This is a genomic window from Pseudomonas sp. BGI-2, assembly GCF_004310295.1.
Taxonomy (GTDB): domain Bacteria; phylum Pseudomonadota; class Gammaproteobacteria; order Pseudomonadales; family Pseudomonadaceae; genus Aquipseudomonas.
This window is the reverse complement of the sequence record NZ_SISB01000001.1, coordinates 33,310-52,439: the sequence shown is the minus strand read 5'-3', so window position 1 is coordinate 52,439 and position 19,130 is coordinate 33,310. Positions and strand designations below refer to the sequence as shown.

General features: G+C 58.8%; 14 protein-coding genes and 1 pseudogene. 9 read left to right on the top strand and 6 right to left on the bottom strand.

The window, feature by feature from the left end; genetic code table 11:
* Positions 1-72: 72 nt before the first annotated feature.
* The 3 genes from EYC95_RS00235 to EYC95_RS00225 all read left to right on the top strand — a co-directional run bounded on the left by EYC95_RS00235 (position 73) and on the right by EYC95_RS00225 (position 4,978).
* The gene (locus tag EYC95_RS00235; protein ID WP_256656893.1) at positions 73-1,677 is read left to right on the top strand and encodes a VRR-NUC domain-containing protein; all 1,605 of its coding nucleotides are present in this window, start codon (positions 73-75) and stop codon (positions 1,675-1,677) included.
* A complete protein-coding gene (locus EYC95_RS00230) occupies positions 1,674-3,953 on the top strand; it encodes an ATP-dependent DNA helicase (RefSeq protein WP_131058554.1) in 2,280 nt (759 codons plus the stop codon). The genes EYC95_RS00235 and EYC95_RS00230 overlap by 4 nt, the downstream gene beginning before the upstream one ends.
* Positions 3,954-4,081: 128 nt before the next feature.
* Complete coding sequence (locus EYC95_RS00225) at positions 4,082-4,978, top strand: zeta toxin family protein (protein WP_131058553.1); 897 nt, start codon at positions 4,082-4,084, stop codon at positions 4,976-4,978.
* On the opposite strand, the pseudogene EYC95_RS00220 reads toward EYC95_RS00225, so the two are convergent.
* Positions 4,959-5,706: pseudogene (locus EYC95_RS00220) on the bottom strand (DJ-1/PfpI family protein). The gene EYC95_RS00225 and the pseudogene EYC95_RS00220 sit on opposite strands and share 20 nt — an antisense overlap.
* Before the next feature lie 145 nt (positions 5,707-5,851).
* Here EYC95_RS00220 and EYC95_RS00215 point away from each other — a divergent pair.
* The gene (locus tag EYC95_RS00215; protein WP_131058552.1) at positions 5,852-7,774 is read left to right on the top strand and encodes a PAS domain-containing sensor histidine kinase; all 1,923 of its coding nucleotides are present in this window, start codon (positions 5,852-5,854) and stop codon (positions 7,772-7,774) included.
* Positions 7,775-7,786: 12 nt separating this feature from the next.
* Here EYC95_RS00215 and EYC95_RS00210 read toward each other — a convergent pair whose 3' ends face one another.
* The gene (locus EYC95_RS00210; RefSeq protein ID WP_131058551.1) at positions 7,787-8,020 is read right to left on the bottom strand and encodes a hypothetical protein; all 234 of its coding nucleotides are present in this window, start codon (positions 8,018-8,020) and stop codon (positions 7,787-7,789) included.
* 163 nt (positions 8,021-8,183) lie between these two features.
* On the opposite strand from EYC95_RS00210, the gene EYC95_RS00205 reads away from it, so the two are divergent.
* The gene (locus EYC95_RS00205; protein WP_131058550.1) at positions 8,184-8,720 is read left to right on the top strand and encodes a hypothetical protein; all 537 of its coding nucleotides are present in this window, start codon (positions 8,184-8,186) and stop codon (positions 8,718-8,720) included.
* Between the two features lie 129 nt (positions 8,721-8,849).
* Here EYC95_RS00205 and EYC95_RS00200 read toward each other — a convergent pair whose 3' ends face one another.
* The 4 genes from EYC95_RS00200 to EYC95_RS00185 form a co-directional block, all read right to left on the bottom strand.
* Positions 8,850-9,326, bottom strand: coding sequence for a hemerythrin domain-containing protein (locus EYC95_RS00200; RefSeq protein WP_131058549.1), 477 nt, complete (start codon positions 9,324-9,326; stop codon positions 8,850-8,852).
* A 460-nt stretch (positions 9,327-9,786) separates the two neighbouring features.
* A complete protein-coding gene (locus EYC95_RS00195; protein WP_131058548.1) occupies positions 9,787-10,083 on the bottom strand; it encodes a hypothetical protein in 297 nt (98 codons plus the stop codon).
* 190 nt (positions 10,084-10,273) lie between these two features.
* Entirely contained in the window at positions 10,274-11,617 is a 1,344-nt protein-coding gene (locus EYC95_RS00190) for a sodium:proton antiporter (protein WP_131058547.1), read from the bottom strand.
* A 307-nt stretch (positions 11,618-11,924) separates the two neighbouring features.
* Positions 11,925-13,079, bottom strand: a complete 1,155-nt coding sequence (locus tag EYC95_RS00185; protein ID WP_131058546.1) for a MalY/PatB family protein — start codon at positions 13,077-13,079, stop codon at positions 11,925-11,927.
* 428 nt (positions 13,080-13,507) lie between these two features.
* Between EYC95_RS00185 and fdnG the strand changes: the two genes are divergently transcribed.
* From fdnG to fdhE, 4 genes are read left to right on the top strand one after another with little or no spacing between them, the layout of a single operon-like run.
* Positions 13,508-16,573, top strand: a complete 3,066-nt coding sequence (gene fdnG / locus EYC95_RS00175; protein ID WP_165557407.1) for a formate dehydrogenase-N subunit alpha — start codon at positions 13,508-13,510, stop codon at positions 16,571-16,573.
* Positions 16,574-17,509 (top strand): formate dehydrogenase subunit beta, encoded by a 936-nt coding sequence (gene fdxH, locus EYC95_RS00170; protein ID WP_131058543.1) that lies wholly within the window; start codon positions 16,574-16,576, stop codon positions 17,507-17,509.
* Positions 17,506-18,159, top strand: a complete 654-nt coding sequence (locus EYC95_RS00165; RefSeq protein WP_131058542.1) for a formate dehydrogenase subunit gamma — start codon at positions 17,506-17,508, stop codon at positions 18,157-18,159. Before fdxH ends, EYC95_RS00165 begins: the two co-directional genes overlap by 4 nt.
* A gap of 4 nt (positions 18,160-18,163) precedes the next feature.
* Positions 18,164-19,090, top strand: a complete 927-nt coding sequence (fdhE, locus tag EYC95_RS00160; RefSeq protein ID WP_131058541.1) for a formate dehydrogenase accessory protein FdhE — start codon at positions 18,164-18,166, stop codon at positions 19,088-19,090.
* Positions 19,091-19,130: the final 40 nt, after the last annotated feature.

Below are 19,130 nucleotides of genomic sequence, written 5' to 3'. Positions count from 1 at the left end.
TCGCTGCCATGGCCCTTTTTTCCTGTGACTGTAAATCCTCTCGACGACCCGTTCTACTACTTGAACAACTTCATGCAAGTACTTGATTGGCTTGAGCATCGCTATGCCGATGTGCTGAGCGTCGAGGAACAAGCCTTCATCCGCGATTTCAGTCAGCAACCCCGTGAGTCCCGGGCACTGCTGGTCAGGATGGTGATGCGCAAGGGTTTGCATTTCAGGGCCGGTAAATTGAGTTACATCGAGATCGGGGACATCGCCAGCGCCGCCGAGCCGTTGCGGGCGGCAGGCTGGATCTCTGATCAGTCGCCGCTGCAGATCGAGGAACTGTTCGACGTTCTGCTCAAGGCCGAGATTCTTCACTGCTTCGGTGCTGCCATCGAGCAACCGAAAGGCAAGAAGACCGAATGGCTGGCGTCCCTCAGCGAGCAATTTTGCGAGGCACAAAGCTTCGCGCAATGGTGCCCGCAACTGAGCGACCGGCTGTTCACGCTGACCATCAAGGAGCTGTGTGACCGCTTGCGTCTTATGTTCTTCGGCAACCTTTACCAGGACTGGTCGGAGTTCGTGCTGGCCGATCTTGGCATCTTCACCTATGAGAAAGTCGAATTCTGCGCCGAGTCCCGGGGCTTGCGCTGCCGCGAAGACGTGGAGGCCTGCCTGTTCCTGCACCACTGCCAGCAGCGTTTCGAGGCCGGCGAGGCGGTGGCGACCATCGTCGAACAGATCAACGGGCTGGTACTCGACAACCCGTGGCTGCAACGACGTCGGGGCAAGTTGTTGTTCCAGATCGGTCAGCACTGCGAACGCATGGCGGATTTCTCCACGGCGCTGACTATTTATCGCGATTGCGCCTACCCCGGCGCACGCGTGCGCCTTATTCGTGTGCTGGAGCGCTGCGGTGAATATCAGTTAGCCCTGCATCTGGCCACGCACGCGGAGCAATCGCCGGAAAGTGCCACCGAGCATCAGCATGTGCTGCGTGTGTTGCCCAGACTGCGGCGCAAGCTGGGCGGCCCGGCGATGAAGCGGCCATCCCCTCGGGAAATGCTGCGACTGGACCTTCAATTGCCCAGGACCGATCTGGCGTTGTCGGTTGAGTTTTACGTCCAGGCGCATCTGGCGGAGGATTCGGCGCCCGTGCATTACGTCGAGAACAGCCTGATCAACTCGCTGTTCGGGCTGCTGTGCTGGCCGGCGATCTTTGCACCGTTGCCGGGGGCATTTTTCCACCCATTCCAGCGCGGACCGGTGGACCTGCTCAATGAAGATTTTCATGCACGTCGGGCGGATGTGTTTCAGGCTTGTCTGGCCGAACTCGATGACGGTCGCTATATCCAGACCATCCGCGAACGTTATCTCGCCAAGTGGGGCGTGCAGTCACCCTTCGTGTTCTGGGGCGCGCTGAGCGAAGAACTGCTGGACCAGGCCCTCGATTGCCTGCCGGCCGAACACCTCAAGCACTGGTTCAATCGCCTGCTGCTGGATATCAAGGCCAACCGTGCAGGCATGCCGGACCTGATCCAGTTCTGGCCGCAGCACAAGACCTACCGCATGATCGAAGTCAAAGGCCCCGGCGATCGCCTGCAAGACAACCAATTGCGTTGGCTGGAGTTCTGTCACGAACATCAGATGCCGATCGCCGTCTGCTATGTGCAATGGGCGGAGCAGAGCGCTTGAGCTATAGCATTGCGGTGCGGGCGCTGTGTGAATTCACCGCCAAGGTCGGCGACCTCGACCTGCGATTTACCCCGTCGCCGACCGCCCTGGAGGGCATCGTCGGGCACCGCACCGTTGCCTCGCGTCGATGTGAGGGTTATCAAAGCGAAGTCGCCCTCGAAGGCCTGTACAAAACCTTGAAGGTCAAGGGCAGGGCGGACGGCTATGACCCGGCGCAAAACTGCCTGGAAGAAGTCAAAACCTATCGCGGCGACCTGAGCAAGCAACCGGCCAACCACCGACAACTGCACTGGGCGCAGGCGAAGGTCTACGGCTGGCTGATGTGCCAGAAGCTGGAGGTGGCACAAATCAATCTGGCGCTGGTCTACTTCGATATCGTCAGCGAAAAGGAAACCTGCCTGGTCGAGGCCTTCAGCGCCGGCGAGCTGGAGCAGTTCTTCGAGCATCATTGCGGGCTGTTCCTGCAGTGGGCCGAGCAGGAAATGGTTCATCGCGAAGGCCGTAATCGTGCGGCGCAGCAATTGGCGTTTCCCCATGCCGACTTCCGTCCAGGGCAACGGCACTTGGCGGAGTCGGTGTTCAAAGCGGTCAGCACCGGTCGTTGCCTGATGGCCCAGGCGCCGACCGGCATTGGCAAGACCATTGGCACGCTGTTTCCGATGCTCAAGGCCCTGGCGTCGCAGCAATTGGACAAGGTGTTCTTTCTCACGGCGAAAACGCCGGGGCGCAAACTGGCACTGGACGCCGCGCAAGTGATCCTTGAAAGCGCCAATGCGCCGCCGCTGCGGGTGTTGGAGATGATCGCCCGGGACAAGGCCTGCGAGCACCCGGACAAAGCCTGTCACGGAGAATCGTGCCCGTTGGCCCAAGGTTTTTATGATCGTTTGCCGGCCGCCCGTCAGGCCGCCAGTGAGCTGAGCCTGCTTAACCAGAACGCTTTGCGCGAGGTGGCATTGGCGCATGAGGTTTGCCCTTATTACCTGAGCCAGGAAATGGCCCGTTGGGCAGACGTGGTGGTCGCCGACTACAACTACTATTTCGATTTCAGTGCGCTGCTGTTCGGGTTGGCTCAGGCTAATAACTGGAGGGTCGCGGTGTTGGTGGATGAGGCGCATAACCTCGTGGAGCGCGGGCGGCAAATGTACAGCGCCACGCTCGACCAATCGACCCTCAACGGGGTGCGAAAAACCGCCCCGGACGCGCTGAAAAAACCGTTGCAGCGGGTCAATCGAGAGTGGAATGCCCTGCACAATCTGCAACTCGCCGCGTATCAGGCTTATGACAAGGCCCCGGAAAAACTCCTCCAGGCCCTGTCTTCGTGCAGCGCGAGCATCGGCGATTATCTCAACGATCATCCCCAGGGCCTGGACAGCGCCTTGCAGAGTTTTTACTTCGACATGCTGCAGTTTTGTCGCGTGGCCGAGCTCTTCGACGAGCAGTTCCTGTTCGACATCAGCAAGCGCGACCTCGAACGCAAACAGAACCTGTCGCAACTGTGTCTGCGCAACGTAGTGCCGGCCGGTTTCATCCGCCCGCGCCTGATCGCTGCGCGCAGCACGGTGCTGTTTTCTGCGACGCTAAGCCCTCGGCATTACTACGCGGATCTGCTGGGTACGCCGTCGAACACGGTGTGCATTGATGTCGAATCACCGTTCCATGCCGACCAGTTGAAAGTGCACATCGTCAGCCAGATATCGACCCGATTCGTTCACCGCCAAGCGTCCCTCGAACCAATTGTCGAACTGATCGCCCGGCAATTCAGCCAACGCCCCGGCAACTACCTGGCGTTTTTCAGCAGCTTCGACTATTTGCAGCAAGTGTCACAGTTACTGGCCGAACGACACCCGCAGATCAACTTGTGGTCGCAGTCCCGGGGAATGGCCGAAGGGCAGCGTCAGGCCTTCCTCGATCAGTTCACCGCGCACAGCCAAGGCGTTGGTTTTGCGGTACTGGGCGGAGCGTTCGGTGAAGGCATCGACTTGCCCGGCGCCCGCCTGATCGGTGCGTTCATTGCCACCCTGGGGCTGGCGCAACTCAATCCGGTCAACGAGCAGTTGAAGCATCGAATGGCGGCGATTTTCGGCGCCGGTTATGACTACACCTATCTTTATCCAGGCGTGCAGAAAGTGGTGCAGGCGGCAGGAAGGGTGATCCGCACTCAGCAGGATCAAGGGGTGGTGATGTTGATTGATGACCGGTTTGGCGACAGCAAAGTCAAACAATTGCTGCCGCGCTGGTGGTCGGTTGAGCAGACGCATTTTCACTCTGTTACGTAGGATCTTTTACTTTTTAAAACAGTGACATACCTTGAAAAACACGCTCATTTGAACAACTGGCGAAACACCGCTTTATTAAAAGGACAGGCAGTCACTTTCTGCCAGTTCTTTGATAAGGAAATCAAGGCATGTCCCCCGCACCGAATTACGCTTACACCCCTGAGCAGGTCACTGCAGCGTTCAATGAAATCAAAACCACGCTGTTCCGTGGTATCACGGCCGAGGTAACGCCCAAGATTCTGGTGGTTGCCGGGCTGCAAGGGTCGGGCAAAACCTTTTTGCTGGAAAACAAACTCCTGCCGACCCGGCGCTACGACAAATATGTTCGTCTCTACCTGCCCGAATACCGACAAAAACACCCCCAATACGCGGAGATGATCAAACTCGGCGTCCTGCATGCGTATGAACATACGGAAGCCTTCGTCCGAGAAGTCAGCGCCAAAATCTTCACCGAAGCCTTTACCCTCAAATACAACATCATTATGGAGTGTGCGTTCGATAGCCTCGATTTCGCTGCGTTTCCACCGCTGGCGACAGCAGCCTGTTATCAATTCGAGACGCATATTGTCGGCTGCACGCTAGAGTTTGCTCACGTATCCAGCATCAAAAGAGCCTTCAAAAGCCTGGAAAATTGCGAACTCGAGAGGTTTGTCCCGTTATCGGCGCTGGAGGCCGGCATGAGTAATGTGCAAGCGATCATCCTGGGCTTCGAAACCGCCTCGAAAGCCGTCAATGGTTCGCAAATCACGGTGTATGAACGTGGATTTGGCGCGCTGAAAGAGCGAGTCTCCCGTGCTCATATCTCCTACACCACAACCGCTGACGTGACGCCATCAACGGCGCCGACGGTATACAGCGCCTATGGCAGCATCATCAATAATCAGGTCGACACCCTGAATGATCGTGATGAGGTGGTAAAAGAATGCCACTTGGCGTTATTCAAAACTCAAACGTACGCCCAGGTTGTCCCTGACTTTGTCTACAACGATCTGTACGCCTACATCGTCAAATACGTGAACCGCTAAGCAGGCGTACCCATTCGGCGGCGAAGAGATGACAGTCTCCCGGCCAGCGAGCGGTCAGCAACTGGCCATCGCGGACGACGAAACCTCGTTGTGGCTGTTCCGCCGAATCACGTACCGCCATGGCGGGACCTCGCAGGAAATCCATCGGGCTGGACAGGGCGGCGGTGACTTCCGCTTCGACGGTTTGAGGATAGGTTCGGTAGTAGCGCCCGAGCCAGGCGGCGGTAGTTACCCAGGCTGGCAGCTCCATGGTGTTGGCCACCAGTGCGGTGACCTTGCAACACCGAAAGCCCGAAATCGGGGTCGAGCGTGCGGGCGAGCAACAGCACGCCATGACAGACCGCTGCCACCGGTTTGTCGGACGTGAAAAAGTGCAGCGCGATCCGTCGGGCCTGCTCGGACTCCAACAGACTGCGCATGCCCTTGGCATGCCCGCCAGGAATCAGCAGCCCCTGGAACTCGCTGGGGTCGATTTCGTCATAGGACAGCGGTTTGCGAAATGACGGGTCTTCGGTCATCCGGGCGTAGCTTGCAAGGTCGGCCTTGCGCGTCATCAGCAACGGGGTCAATGGACCGAAGCCGATATCCACCAGGCGCGAGTCGGCGTAGGCGGGCAAGCCCTCGGGTGACGCGAAACACACCTCGATGCCGGCCTGGCGCATGGCTTGCCATGGAACGCTGCTCTCAGTGGGATCGTAGTCAGAGGTGGGCAACAGAATCAGGATCATGGGCGCCTTGAATCGGCCAGAAATGGCGATTGGCGTCGAGAATAGGTGGTCTGAGCGTTATGCTCCAGTGCACGACCGTTTTCTGGCTTTCCAAACCGACGGTTTGTCGCATACTCCATAAAAACAACAATCACAGGTGTGATCGATGAGTGATAACAAGTCCAAAACCTACTCCATCGAGGAAATGCGTTTTCGCCTGCTGATTGATGCCGTGGTGGACTATGCGATCTACATGATTGATCCCGACGGCATCATTACCAGTTGGAACTCCGGCGCCAGGCGTTTCAAGGGGTACGAGGAGGCGGAGATTCTCGGTGAGCATTTTTCACGCTTCTATACCGAAGAGGATCGCCGCGCCGGTAAGCCCCAGTGTGCGTTGGATACGGCGATTCGCGAGGGTCGTTTCGAGGGTGAAGGCTGGCGGGTTCGCAAGGACGGTACGCACTTCTGGTGCCATGTGGTGATCGATCCGATTATCGATCCGTCGGGCAAGTTGCTGGGTTTTGCCAAGATCACCCGGGACCTTACCGACCGCAAAATGGCCGAAGAAACCCTCAAGCAAAGCGAGCAGCAGTTTCGGTTGCTGGTTCAAAGCGTCACTGATTACGCCATCTACATGCTTGCCCCGGATGGACGCCTGACCAACTGGAATCTGGGGGCCCAGCGGATCAAGGGTTACCGTCCCGAAGAAGTCATTGGTCAGCATTTTTCAATCTTCTACACCCCCGAAGACCGCGAAGCCGGTGAACCGCAACGCGCGTTGGAAACGGCTATGCGCGAGGGGCGCTTTGAAAACAAGGCCTGGCGCGTGCGCAAGGACGGAACGCGGTTTTTTGCCCATGTCATGGTCGATCCGATCTGGGGCGAAACCGGCACGTTGTTGGGCTTCGCCAAGATTACCCGTGACATCACCGAGGCCACGCAAGCTCAGAAGGATCTGGAAAGAACTCGAGAGGCGCTGTTCCAGGCGCAGAAGATGCAGGCGATTGGACAACTCAGTGGCGGGATCGCCCACGACTTCAATAATCTGCTGACCGTCATCCTTGGCAACCTGGAAATCGTGCGCAAACGCGTGGGAGAGGATCCGAAAGTCACTCGATTGGTGGACAACGCCACCCAGGGTGCCTTGCGCGGTGTATCGCTGACCCAACGCATGCTAGCGTTCGCCAGGCGTCAGGAACTCAAGTCCGAATCCGTCGAGATACCCGCGCTGGTAGAGGGGATCACTGGACTCTTGCGCAGCTCCCTCGGACCTGCCGTGCAGCTCGAAACACGCTTTTTCCCTGACCTCGTACCGGTCATGGCTGATGTCAATCAACTCGAACTGGCGGTGTTGAACCTGGCCACCAACGCCCGGGATGCCATGCCCAACGGCGGTAAAATCGTCATCAGCGCCAGGACAGAAGACGTCCTCGACCAATCAATTTTGCTGCTGCCGGCTGGCCAATATGTCTGCCTGAGTGTCACCGATACAGGCGAGGGCATGGATGATCTCATCCTGGCTTCGGCGATGGACCCGTTTTTCACCACAAAAGGGGTCGGCAAAGGCACGGGGTTGGGGTTGTCGATGGTTCATGGCTTTATCGAGCAGTTGGGCGGGCGATTCATTCTCAAGAGCCAGAAGGACATCGGCACTGTCGCCGAACTGTGGATACCTGTCGCTACGGCTACTTCGGTCGCCAAGCCCGCTGCAGCGGAAGTAGAAGCGCCGCCGGTGCCTCAGTTGTGCGTATTGGTTGTGGACGATGACACCCTGGTGTTGACCAGTACCGGCCTGTTGCTGGAGGACCTCGGCCACCGGGTGATCAGCGCGGTGTCCGGTGCACAAGCGCTTGAGCAGTTTGACGTCGAGCAGAATATTGACCTGGTCATCACCGATATGGCCATGCCACAAATGAACGGCGCGCAATTGGCGCAGGCCATCCGGACCTTGAAACCCGACCTGCCGATTGTCCTCGCCACAGGCTATGCCGAGCGCCTGGAAGGTTTCGCCACCAAGCTCCCGCGCTTGTCCAAACCCTTTACCCAACTCAATCTGGTGGAAGTCATTGCCTTGGCCATGAAGTGAGCGGCGTTTCGCTCAACCGTCCGCGTTCTTCTTGAAACCGCGCAGGTTCATGGCACACAGGCAAAACTGCAACACGATCAATGCATAGGCGTTGGTGTGATAACCCCAAATCACCCACAAGAGGTTGCTGACGATAAAGCAGCTGAAGCCCCATACCCTGCGCGAAGGTTTTTGCGAGCCGATCAGCCACGCCGCCAGCACTGTGATCAGCATCGCTGGCCATTGCACCCAATCGAGATGGTCCATGCGCAGTCCTTGAAATCTGCCTCTGTCTCTGGAGGACCACGGCGGAGGGGCGCCGTTCGAGGTTTTTTTCTCCGACCGGAAGCCATTGGAGGCGCATTAAATCCAGCTGAACTTTGCCCAGAAAGGTTTCGTCAGATGCTTTCCCAGTCCACGTGTGATGCTTGTGCCCAGAATACTGACCGAACACCCCGCCGAAGAAGCCATGACCGAACACAACGCCAAGATGTTCGGATCGCCCAAGGAGCGCCTGGATTTCTACCGTCGTGAAATCCAGTACGAAACCAGCATCCTCGCAAATCGAACAGATGCTTACCTGGCCGCGCAATCGTTTTTGGTGATTGCCTTCGCCTCCTGCATGTCCAACCTTAATCCCGAGTGGGGAAAACTCTTCACTCTGGTGGTGCCACCGTTCCTCGCGCTGCTTGGGTTGCTCAGTTCGCTGAACGCCTGGCCGGGTATTCGTGCGGCCTACGACATCATCGATCACTGGCACTTCAAACAGAGTGAGTTATTGCGCAGCGAGCCATGGATGGGGCTGGCGTACGATGAATCACCGCTGTTCAGTGAGATGGAATCGTCCCACAAGGGTTACCGTAAATCGCTGCTGTTTTCGGTGCGCACGCCGTGGATTTTCGCAACCTTCTGGGTATTGCTGGGCAGCTACGCGGTTTACATCCAGGTGACCAACCCGGGCGGCTGACACGCAAAAATAAAAAGCCAGGCACCAGGCATCTGCCGTAATGCTGTTCCCTTATCTTCAGGCGAACATCTGTGCCTAAGTGAACAGTGTTGCGGCATTTGCCGGGCTTTTTTACATCAGCCAACCGAATCAAGCCGCCATATTGGGTGTGCTCATTTCTTTCTTGTACTGCGCCTTAAGCGTTTCCATCTGCGCCCCCAACTCTTCCAGCGTGGCTTTGCCCAGCAGCTTTTTGGCTTGAGGGAACATTTCTGTTTCCTCTTCTTCGATGTGGTGTTCCAGCAGTTCCTTGACCACTTTCACTCGGCCGGCGAACTCCGGGGTGGAAGGGTCGGTGACTTTCAGGTCCGGCAGCACCAGCGAATCCACGGTGCGGTGCTCTTCCTTGGCTTCGTAATACATGACGTCCTGTTCCTTGCCTCCCGCCTTTTTGTACGCCGGGTACAAGACTTCCTCTTCGAGGCGAGTATGAATGGCGATTTCCATTTCAAGCTTGGCCAGCAGCTCAGTGCGCTTTTTAACACCACGCTCGGTGGACTCGCTCAACTGATTCAGGATGCCCTTTACGCGTTCATGGTCGGCTTTCAACAGGTCGATGGCGTTCATGGTTCGAATCTCTCAAATAGTCACGGGGATGGGCGCAAACGGTCTCATGGCCGTAGGTCGCTCATAGACCTGGAGCATTTGTCGTGCCGACTACGGGGCTTTAGTCAGCACCTAAAAAAACAATGAGTTGAGATGGCTGATGGCGAATTGAGGTCGTGCAGGCTGCATGAGTCCGGAAGTTGATTCATGCAGTTCGCGGCGTGGTGTTTTTCCTTACTGAGGCGGGACACTCTGTGAACTGTGAACTGTGAACTGCGACCTGTGGCGATGGGGTTTAGCGAAACGTTGCACCGCCCCGTTCGGCTGCGTAGCAGTCGTAAAATCACCGCGTGCCGTGTGCCGACTCATCGCGGTCGCAGGTTTTGGGGCCGCTTCGCGACCCAACGGGGGCAAGCCCCCTCGCCACAGGTTATGTGCCGCTTCTGAACCACTGGCATCAGGAGCAGCCATGTTTTCAGGCTCAAACCCGGTCTTCGAGCGGCTGGCGCAACCGGTGAGAGTTGTTCACGGACATCGGGATCGGCGGAAAGTCTTCGTTGAGCAATCGCACGTGCTCAATCGCTTCCTGGAATTTCAGATCAGCCTTCCTGCGCATCGCCTGATAGCGATCAAACAGTTCCAGGTCCATTTCGCCGGCCTCAAGCATTTCAAAGGCGCAGCGGCTCAGTGACTGGGCTTCTTCGAACATCTGGCGGTTGGACTCCAGGGCGAACGCCCGGCAGGCTTTGATTTGATCGGGGGTTGAACAGTGAATCATGACCGGCACCTTAATTTTTCCGAGGTCCCTTTTAAACGGCGTCGTTGCCACAGTGGAACCGAACCTGTCGGGTCCCGCCGTGCAAGAAAACCAGGCGGAATTAAAGTTGTGACTACTTGGTTGCGCAGAGATTTCAAATTTTTGAAGGCAAAAATTCGTTTGATACGCCGATAAATGCTTAGGAAGGAAATCAAATAACCTGTTTCTTGCGCCGTTCATAGTAGGCGAGGGTGGGTTGCGTGCTGATTCCGTGGATCAGAATGCTTAACGCAACCACGGACAAGGTCAGGTCGGTACACAGCGTCGCCACCGACTGACCCAACCCGTGATTCAAGGCATAGAACAGGTAATAAAGGCTGCCGATGCCGCGTATGCCGAACCAGCCAATCAACATTCGCTGACGCCAATCGAGCAATCGACCCCACGGCAACACAGCGACACTCAAGGGGCGAATCAGGCAAAACAAAACCCCACCAACCAGCAGGGCGCGCCAGTCCCAGTGAGCGATCAGCACGATGCCGAGCAGGGTGACCAGAAACACTTCCATGGCCCGCTCCACGAGACTGCCGAAGGCGAGCATGTCACCCATCATGATGCCCGCAGCGACCTGGGTGTCTTCAAGGTTGTCGGTATCGCCATGCACTGCGTGCTGCGGTTCGACGTTCTGGTGTCCGACGACAGGTTGGACCAAATGCTCGGCCGGTAGTGCGTCATTGCCCGTGGAGCTGACCTCTTCCTGACGCAATCCGAGGCCGGCGGCGAACACCGACAGAAACCCGTAAGCGTGGATTGACTCGGCCCCGACGTACGCCAAGGCAATCAAGGCGAGGGCGAGGTAATCGTTCGGCGACAGCGTGCTGTCATCGTTCTTGATACGCAAAACCAACGTAAGACGCCCAATGCCGCGTCCCATCCAGTAACCCGTCAGTAAACCGGCCGGAACGGCCCAGAGCAGACTGCGCAGTACCCAGTCGCCAAACCAGCCGGGGTTGCCATCGTGTTGCAGCAGGAGCAGGCCAAGAATCACGAACGGAAACGCAATCCCGTCATTGAGCCCGGCTTCACCGGAAAGGCCAAACCGCACGCTGTCGTCATCCCGCGCGTCGTTGACCTGGACCAGGGCGGCGAGCACCGGGTCGGTAGGCGCCAGGATCGAGCCGATCAGCATTGACGCGCCCCACGACAATTGCAGCCCGTAATGCAGCAACAGGCAGATGCCGCCAATGGTCAGCAGCATGACCGGTCCGGCCAGGCCGAACGCGACCCGCCAGTTTTTATGCTTGAGCGGGGAGCGCAATTTCAGGCCACAGACAAATAAAGAAAAGAGCACCGCGACTTCCGTCAGGTGCTCCATCCAGATCGAAGCGTCAGCGATGTCCAGCTTCAACAGCCCGAGCCCGGCCGGTCCGATGCCGACACCCAGCACCAGGCACACCGCAGACGTGGTCACCGGCATCCAGCGCAGGTATGACGAGGTCAGCGCCAGCGTCAGCAGTACAGCACCCAACACGGCCACCCATAAAATGAAACTCATGCTCGGTTCTCGCTGGGGGTGGGCCGCGTTTGTGGGCCAGACATGACGACCTCCTCGAGCGGCCCGCGGTGGGGCGCTAAAGGTATTGAGCGGGGAAAATTGTCAGGGGTTCATTATTTCGTGGGTTCACCAGCTGCTACAAGGGCGATCACATCATCGGTTTGACGCCGTTTACAATACCCGAAACCACCCAAAACCCTTGTAGGAGCGAAGCTTGCTCGCGAAGGCAGTGTGTCAGTCATACATGTGTCAACTGGTACGCCGTCTTCGCGAGCAAGCTTCGCTCCTACAGGAATTTGTTGTGTTATCAGGCCTTGAGGGTGCGCAAGCTTCGTTCCATACGCGCCAGACCTTCTTCGAGCAACGCCCGCGGGCAGCCGAAGTTCAGGCGCACGAATTGCCGGGCGTTGTCGCCGAAATCCAGGCCGGGGCTCAGTCCGACCTTGGCCTGTTCCAGGAAGAACTGCTGCGGATTGTCCAGCTCCAGGGCGGTGCAATCGAGCCACGCCAGATACGTGCCTTGCGGGATGTTGATCGTCACACCCGGCAAACGGCGGCGAACCGCTTCCACCAGGTAATCCCGATTACCTTGCAGATACGCCTTCAACCCGGCCAGCCACGGGCCGCCTTCGCTGTAGGCAACGCGAGTCGCTTCCATGCCCAGCGGATTGACGCTGTCGACCATGCCGCAACGGGCGTGGTTGACCTTCGCTCGCAAAGCCGAGTCCTGAATGATCATGAAGGAGGTTTTCAGGCCGGCAATGTTGTAAGCCTTGCTCGCCGACATCAGGGTGATGGTGCGCTTGGCGATCTGCGGGCTGAGGGATGCCGTGGGGATGTGCACGCGCCCGTCGAAGCACAGCTCGGCATGAATCTCGTCAGAGATGATCCAGGCGTTTTGTTCCAGGCAGATATCGGCCACTGCTTGCAGTTCTTCCCGTGGAAAGACTTTGCCCAACGGGTTATGCGGATTGCTCAGCAGCAGCGCACCGCCGCCGGTCAGTGCCTGGCTCAAGGTCGCGAGCGGCGTGTCGTACGTGCCGTCAGCCGACGCGTCAAATTCGAGTTCAACCTTGTTCAAACCCCAATGACCCGGCGCATGACGCAGCGGCGGGTAGTTCGGCACCTGAACCACAACGTTTTGTTGCGGCTCGACCAGCGCCTTCAGGGCCATGTTGAAACCTGACTCCACGCCCGGCAGGAAGATCAGTTCTTCAGGTAATACGCGCCAGGCGTATTTGTTCCAGAGGTCGGCCACGATGGCGGCGCGCAGATTTTCCTGAGGCACGCTGTAGCCGACCATCGGGTGTTCCAGGCGTTTGCGCAGGGCTTCAAGGATGACCGGCGGCGCGGCGAAGTCCATGTCGGCGACCCACATCGGCAACACGTCGGCCGGGTAGCGGCTCCACTTGGTACTGCCGGTGTCGTGGCGGTCGAACACCTGATCAAAATCGAAGGTCATGCTCAGTCTCATAAAGGCCGGTTGGAGATGGCGCTCATGATAATCGCCCAGCCTTGTGGGAGCGAGACGGTAATGGTCCGAACAGCACAAATCCCTGTGGGAGTGAGCCTTTGTGGCGAGGGGATTTATCCCCGTTGGGCTGCAAAGCGGCCCCAAAATCGAAAACCGCGGTGTATCAGGTCTACCGCAAACAATGGTTTTGCGACTGCTTCGCAGCCGAACGGGGATAAATCCCCTCGCCACAAAGGCTCGCTCCCACAGGTTTTGTGTGGTGGCTGATATCCGGGTGTTGCCCGATGGTCGGTTTTCACGCAGTCACTTCTCCCATTGGCTAAAGTTTCAAAGGTCGGTAGCCACGCTGCCGCCACCGTGATCGTCCAGAAAAACCCGGCAAAAGTACCGGGTCTCCACCTGATCAGGAGTGCACGATGGACCTCAACCGTCGTCAGTTCTTCAAGGTCGCTGGTATCGGCCTTGCTGGCTCGAGCCTCGGCGCGCTGGGCATGCTCCCGGCGCCAGCCTTCGCCGAGCAGGTACGCCATTTCAAACTCGCCCACACCCATGAAACCCGCAACACCTGCCCGTACTGCTCGGTCGGCTGCGGATTGATCATGTACAGCCAGGGCGATACCGCCAAGAACGTCGCGCAAAGCATCATTCACATCGAAGGCGATGCCGACCACCCGGTCAACCGCGGCACCCTGTGCCCCAAAGGCGCCGGCCTGCTGGACTTCATTCACAGCCCCGGCCGCCTGCAATACCCGCAAGTGCGCAAGCCGGGCAGTACGGAGTGGACGCGTATCTCCTGGGATGAAGCGCTGGATCGCGTCGCCGACCTGATGAAGGCCGACCGCGACGCCAACTTCATCGAGAAGAATGACAAGGGCCAAACGGTGAACCGCTGGTTGACCACCGGTTTCCTCGCGGCTTCAGCGGCGTCCAACGAAGCGGGTTACATCACCCACAAGGTCATTCGCAGTCTCGGCATGCTGGGGTTTGATAACCAGGCGCGTGTCTGACACGGCCCGACGGTGGCAAGTCTTGCCCCGACGTACGGCCGTGGTGCCATGACCAATCACTGGACCGATATCGCCAACGCGAATCTGATCCTGGTGATGGGCGGCAACGCAGCAGAAGCGCACCCGTGCGGTTTCAAATGGGTGACCGAAGCCAAGGCGCACAACAAGGCGCGGCTGATCGTGGTCGATCCGCGTTTTACCCGGACCGCCTCGGTGGCCGATTATTACGCGCCGATTCGCACCGGCACCGATATCGCCTTCATGGGCGGGCTGATCAATTACCTGCTGACCGAGGACAAGATCCAGCACGAGTACGTGCGCAACTACACCGACGTGTCGTTTATCGTCAAAGCCGGGTATGGCTTCGAGGATGGCATCTTCAGCGGTTACGACGCCGCCAAGCGCACCTACACCGACAAATCCGGCTGGGGTTATGAGCTCGGTGAAGACGGCTTTGTCAAAACCGACCCGACCCTGCAGGACCCGCACTGCGTCTACCAACTGATGAAGCAGCATTACAGCCGCTACAACATCCAGTTGGCCAGCCAGATTTGCGGCATGCCGGTCGATGCCATGCAGAAGATCTGGGAAGAAATCGCCACGTGCTCGCAACCGGGCAAGACCATGACGATTCTTTATGCTCTGGGCTGGACACAGCACTCGATCGGCTCGCAGATCATCCGCAGCGCCGCGATGGTGCAATTGTTGTTGGGCAACGTCGGCATGCCGGGCGGGGGCGTCAATGCCTTGCGTGGGCACTCCAACATTCAGGGCCTGACCGATCTCGGCCTGCTGTCCAACTCGCTGCCGGGCTACCTGACCCTGCCGGGCGACGCCGAGCAGGATTACACCGCGTACATCACCAAGCGCACGCAAATGCCGTTGCGTCCGGGGCAGTTGTCTTATTGGCAGAACTACAGCAAATTCCACGTCAGCCTGATGAAAGCCTGGTACCGCGACAACGCCACGGTTGAGAACAATTGGGCTTACGACTATTTGCCGAAACTGGACATTCCCAACTACGACATCCTCAAAGTGTTCGACCTGATGGGTCAGGGCAAGGTCAACGGCTACCTGTGCCAGGGCTTCAACCCCATCGCGGCGCTGCCCGACAAAAACCGGGTGATGGCGGCGTTGGCCAAGTTGAAATGGCTGGTGGTGATGGACCCGCTGTCCACCGAAACCTCGGAGTTCTGGCGCAATGTCGGGCCGTACAACGATGTGGAAACCGCGGGTATCCAGACTGAAGTGATCCGCCTGCCTACCACCTGTTTCGCCGAGGAGGACGGCTCGCTGGTCAACAGCAGCCGCTGGCTGCAATGGCATTGGAAAGGCGCCGACGGACCGGGCGAAGCACGCACCGACGTGCAGATCATGAGCGAGCTGTTCCTGCGCCTGCGCCAGCGTTATCAAGCCAAGGGCGGCGCTTATCCCGACCCAATCCTCAAACTGTCGTGGCCGTACAAGATCGCCGACGAACCCACGCCGGAAGAACTGGCGCGGGAAATCAACGGTTATGCCACCGCTGACTTCACCGATGCCACCGGCGCGACGATCAAGAGCAACGCGCAACTGGCCGGTTTCGGTCAGCTCAAGGACGACGGCAGCACGGCTTCCGGTTGCTGGATTTTCTGCGGCAGCTGGACCGAGACCGGCAACCAGATGGCCCGGCGCGACAACAACGACCCTTATGGCATGCATCAACATCAAGGGTGGGCCTGGGCCTGGCCGGCCAACCGACGGATTCTCTACAACCGTGCCTCGGCCGACCCGCAAGGCAAACCGTGGGACGAGAAAAAGCGCCTGGTGTGGTGGAACGGCAAAGCCTGGGGCGGCACCGACGTGCCGGACTTCAAGGCCGACACGCCACCGGAAGCCGGGATGAATCCGTTCATCATGAACCCTGAAGGCGTGGCGCGGTTTTTCGCCGTCGACAAGATGAACGAGGGACCATTCCCCGAGCACTACGAGCCGTTCGAGACGCCGATCGGCATCAACCCGCTGCACCCGGAAAACAAGAAAGCTACCAGCAACCCGGCGGCGCGGATCTTCGATTCGGTGTGGGATTCCCTTGGCGTAGCCAAGGACTATCCGTATGCGGCGACGAGCTACCGCTTGACCGAGCATTTCCACTTCTGGAGCAAGCATTGCAAGCTCAACGCGATCTCCCAACCCGAGCAATTCGTCGAAATCGGTGAAGTGCTGGCCAAGGAGAAAGGCATCGTGGCCGGCGACCGGGTCCGCGTCAGCTCAAAGCGCGGGCATATCGAAGCGGTGGCGGTGGTGACCAAGCGGATCCGTCCTTTGCAGGTCAACAATCAGGTGGTGCACCAGATCGGCATCCCGCTGCACTGGGGCTTTACCGGCCTCACGCGCCACGGTTACCTGACCAACACCCTGGTGCCGTTCCTCGGCGATGGCAACACACAGACCCCGGAATCCAAGTCATTCCTGGTCAACGTGGAGAAAGTCTAAATGGCCAGCCAAGACATCATCGCCCGTTCGGCCACCACGACAGTGCCGTCCTCGGTGCGCAATCAAGAGGAAGTGGCCAAGCTGATCGACACCACCAAGTGCATCGGCTGCAAGGCCTGCCAGGTCGCCTGCTCGGAATGGAACGAGTTGCGCGACGATGTCGGCCACAACCTCGGCACCTACGACAACCCTCAAGACCTCAGCGCAGAAACCTGGACCTTGATGCGCTTCACCGAGCATGAAACCGACGCCGGAAACCTTGAGTGGCTGATCCGCAAGGACGGCTGCATGCACTGCGCCGAGCCCGGTTGCCTGGCGGCGTGCCCGAGCCCAGGGGCGATCATCAAGCACGCCAACGGTATCGTCGATTTCGATCAGGACCATTGCATCGGCTGCGGTTATTGCATCACCGGGTGCCCGTTCAATATTCCGCGGATCTCGCAAAAGGATCACAAGGCCTACAAATGCACCTTGTGTTCGGACCGGGTGGCAGTGGGGCTGGAACCGGCCTGCGTGAAAACCTGCCCGACCGGCGCCATCGTGTTCGGCACCAAGGAAGACATGAAAGAACACGCAGCCGAACGCATCGTCGACCTGAAAAGCCGCGGCTTCGATCACGCCGGCCTGTACGACCCCGAAGGCGTGGGCGGCACCCACGTCATGTACGTGCTGCATCACGCGGACACGCCGACGCTCTACGCCGGTTTGCCGAGCAGCCCGACGATCAGCCCCTTGGTGGAATTGTGGAAGGGCGTGAGCAAACCCTTGGGATTGTTGGCCATGGGCCTGGCGGTGCTGGCCGGGTTCTTCCACTACGTGCGCGTCGGGCCGCAGTTGGTTGAAGAGGATGAACTGCCGCCGCTCAAGGACCCGGCGGTGCATGAAGTCGACCCGTCGGTGCACACCTTTGATCCGCGTGGGGAGGACAGACCATGATCCGCAGACAGATCCTGCGCTACACCTCGAACCAGCGCACCAACCATTGGCTGGTGGCGATCCTGTTTTTCATGGCGGCCCTGTCGGGCCTGGCCTTGTTCCATCCGGCGCTGTTCTGGCTCAGCAACCTGTTCGGCGGCGGACCGTGGACACGCATCCTGCACCCCTTTATGGGCGTGGTGATGTTTGTGCTGTTCCTCGGCCTGGTGATTCAGTTCTTTCGGGCAAACTTCTTTATCAGCAATGACCGTTTGTGGCTCCGGCGCATCGGGCGGGTCATGCGCAACGAGGAGGAGGGCGTGCCGCCGATTGGCAAGTACAACCCAGGACAGAAGTTACTGTTCTGGATCTTGCTGCTTTGCATGCTGGTGTTGCTGTTCAGTGGTTTGGTGATCTGGCGTGCGTACTTCAGCGAATACTTCGGCATTACCTCGATTCGCTGGGCGATGCTGCTGCATGCCTTGGCCGGTTTTGTGCTGGTGGTGAGCATCATCATCCACATCTACGCTGGCATCTGGATCAAAGGTTCGGTCAGCGCGATGGTGCATGGCGGGGTCAGCAGCGCCTGGGCGAGGAAGCACCATGAGCTCTGGTATCGGGAAGTGACCCGGGACGAAAACCCTGATCACCCAATCCGCAAAAAAGGATGACCCCTTGGCAACCATTCTTGAGCCTGGAGAGATCGAAGCGGCGGCCGGTTCACCGCCGTTCCTGCACCTGCCACCGAACAACCTGTTCGCGTTGCGGGCGCTGCGTCTGGAAAAACTGGCGGACGGGCACCCACTGGCCGATTACCTGCGACTGGTGGTCGACCTGTGCCGCGTGCAACAGAATCTGTTGGACGATCCGCCGGAGGCTAAGCCGCTCGATCCCGAACGCCTGCGAGTGTGCCAGCAACACGGCTTGCCACCGTTCGCCGCCGATAGTCTGGTGCGCGAGGACACCTGGTTGGTGTACCTCGACGCCTTTTTGCAGCGATATTCGCCCCCGACAAACGCTGCCGTAGAGAAAGCCGTCGCATCCTTGCGCAACGCCAATTACGGCCAACGCAAAGCCTGGGCGATCGCCTTGGTCAGCGGCCAGTATTCATTGCTGCCGGCGGCGCTGGTGCCGTTTCTCGGCGCGGCGTTGCAGGCCGCCTTCAGTCATTGGTTGCTGAGCACGCCAGGCCTTTCACTAAAACCCGGTGACAGTCTCAGCCAATGCCCGGCCTGTGGTTCACCTGCGATGGCCGGGGTGATCCGCCATCGCGGCAAACACAACGGTTTGCGTTATCTGGTGTGCTCGTTGTGCGCCTGCGAATGGCACGTGGTGCGGGTCAAATGCGTGTATTGCGAACAAAGCAAAGGCCTGGAATACGTCAGCCTCGATGACGACCGCCACGCCGCCAATCAGGCGCCGTTGCGCGCCGAAATCTGCCCCGGCTGCCACAGCTACCTGAAACTGCTGTACCTGGAAAACGACGCCGAGGCCGAAGCGCTCTCGACCGACCTGACCAGCCTGATGCTGGACATGCGGCTGGAGCAGGAAGGTTACGTGCGCCCGGCGCCGAATCTTCTGCTGGCACCCGGAGGCGAGTAAGGACAGCGGCTACACTCAGGCGCGACGGTCAACGTTTGCG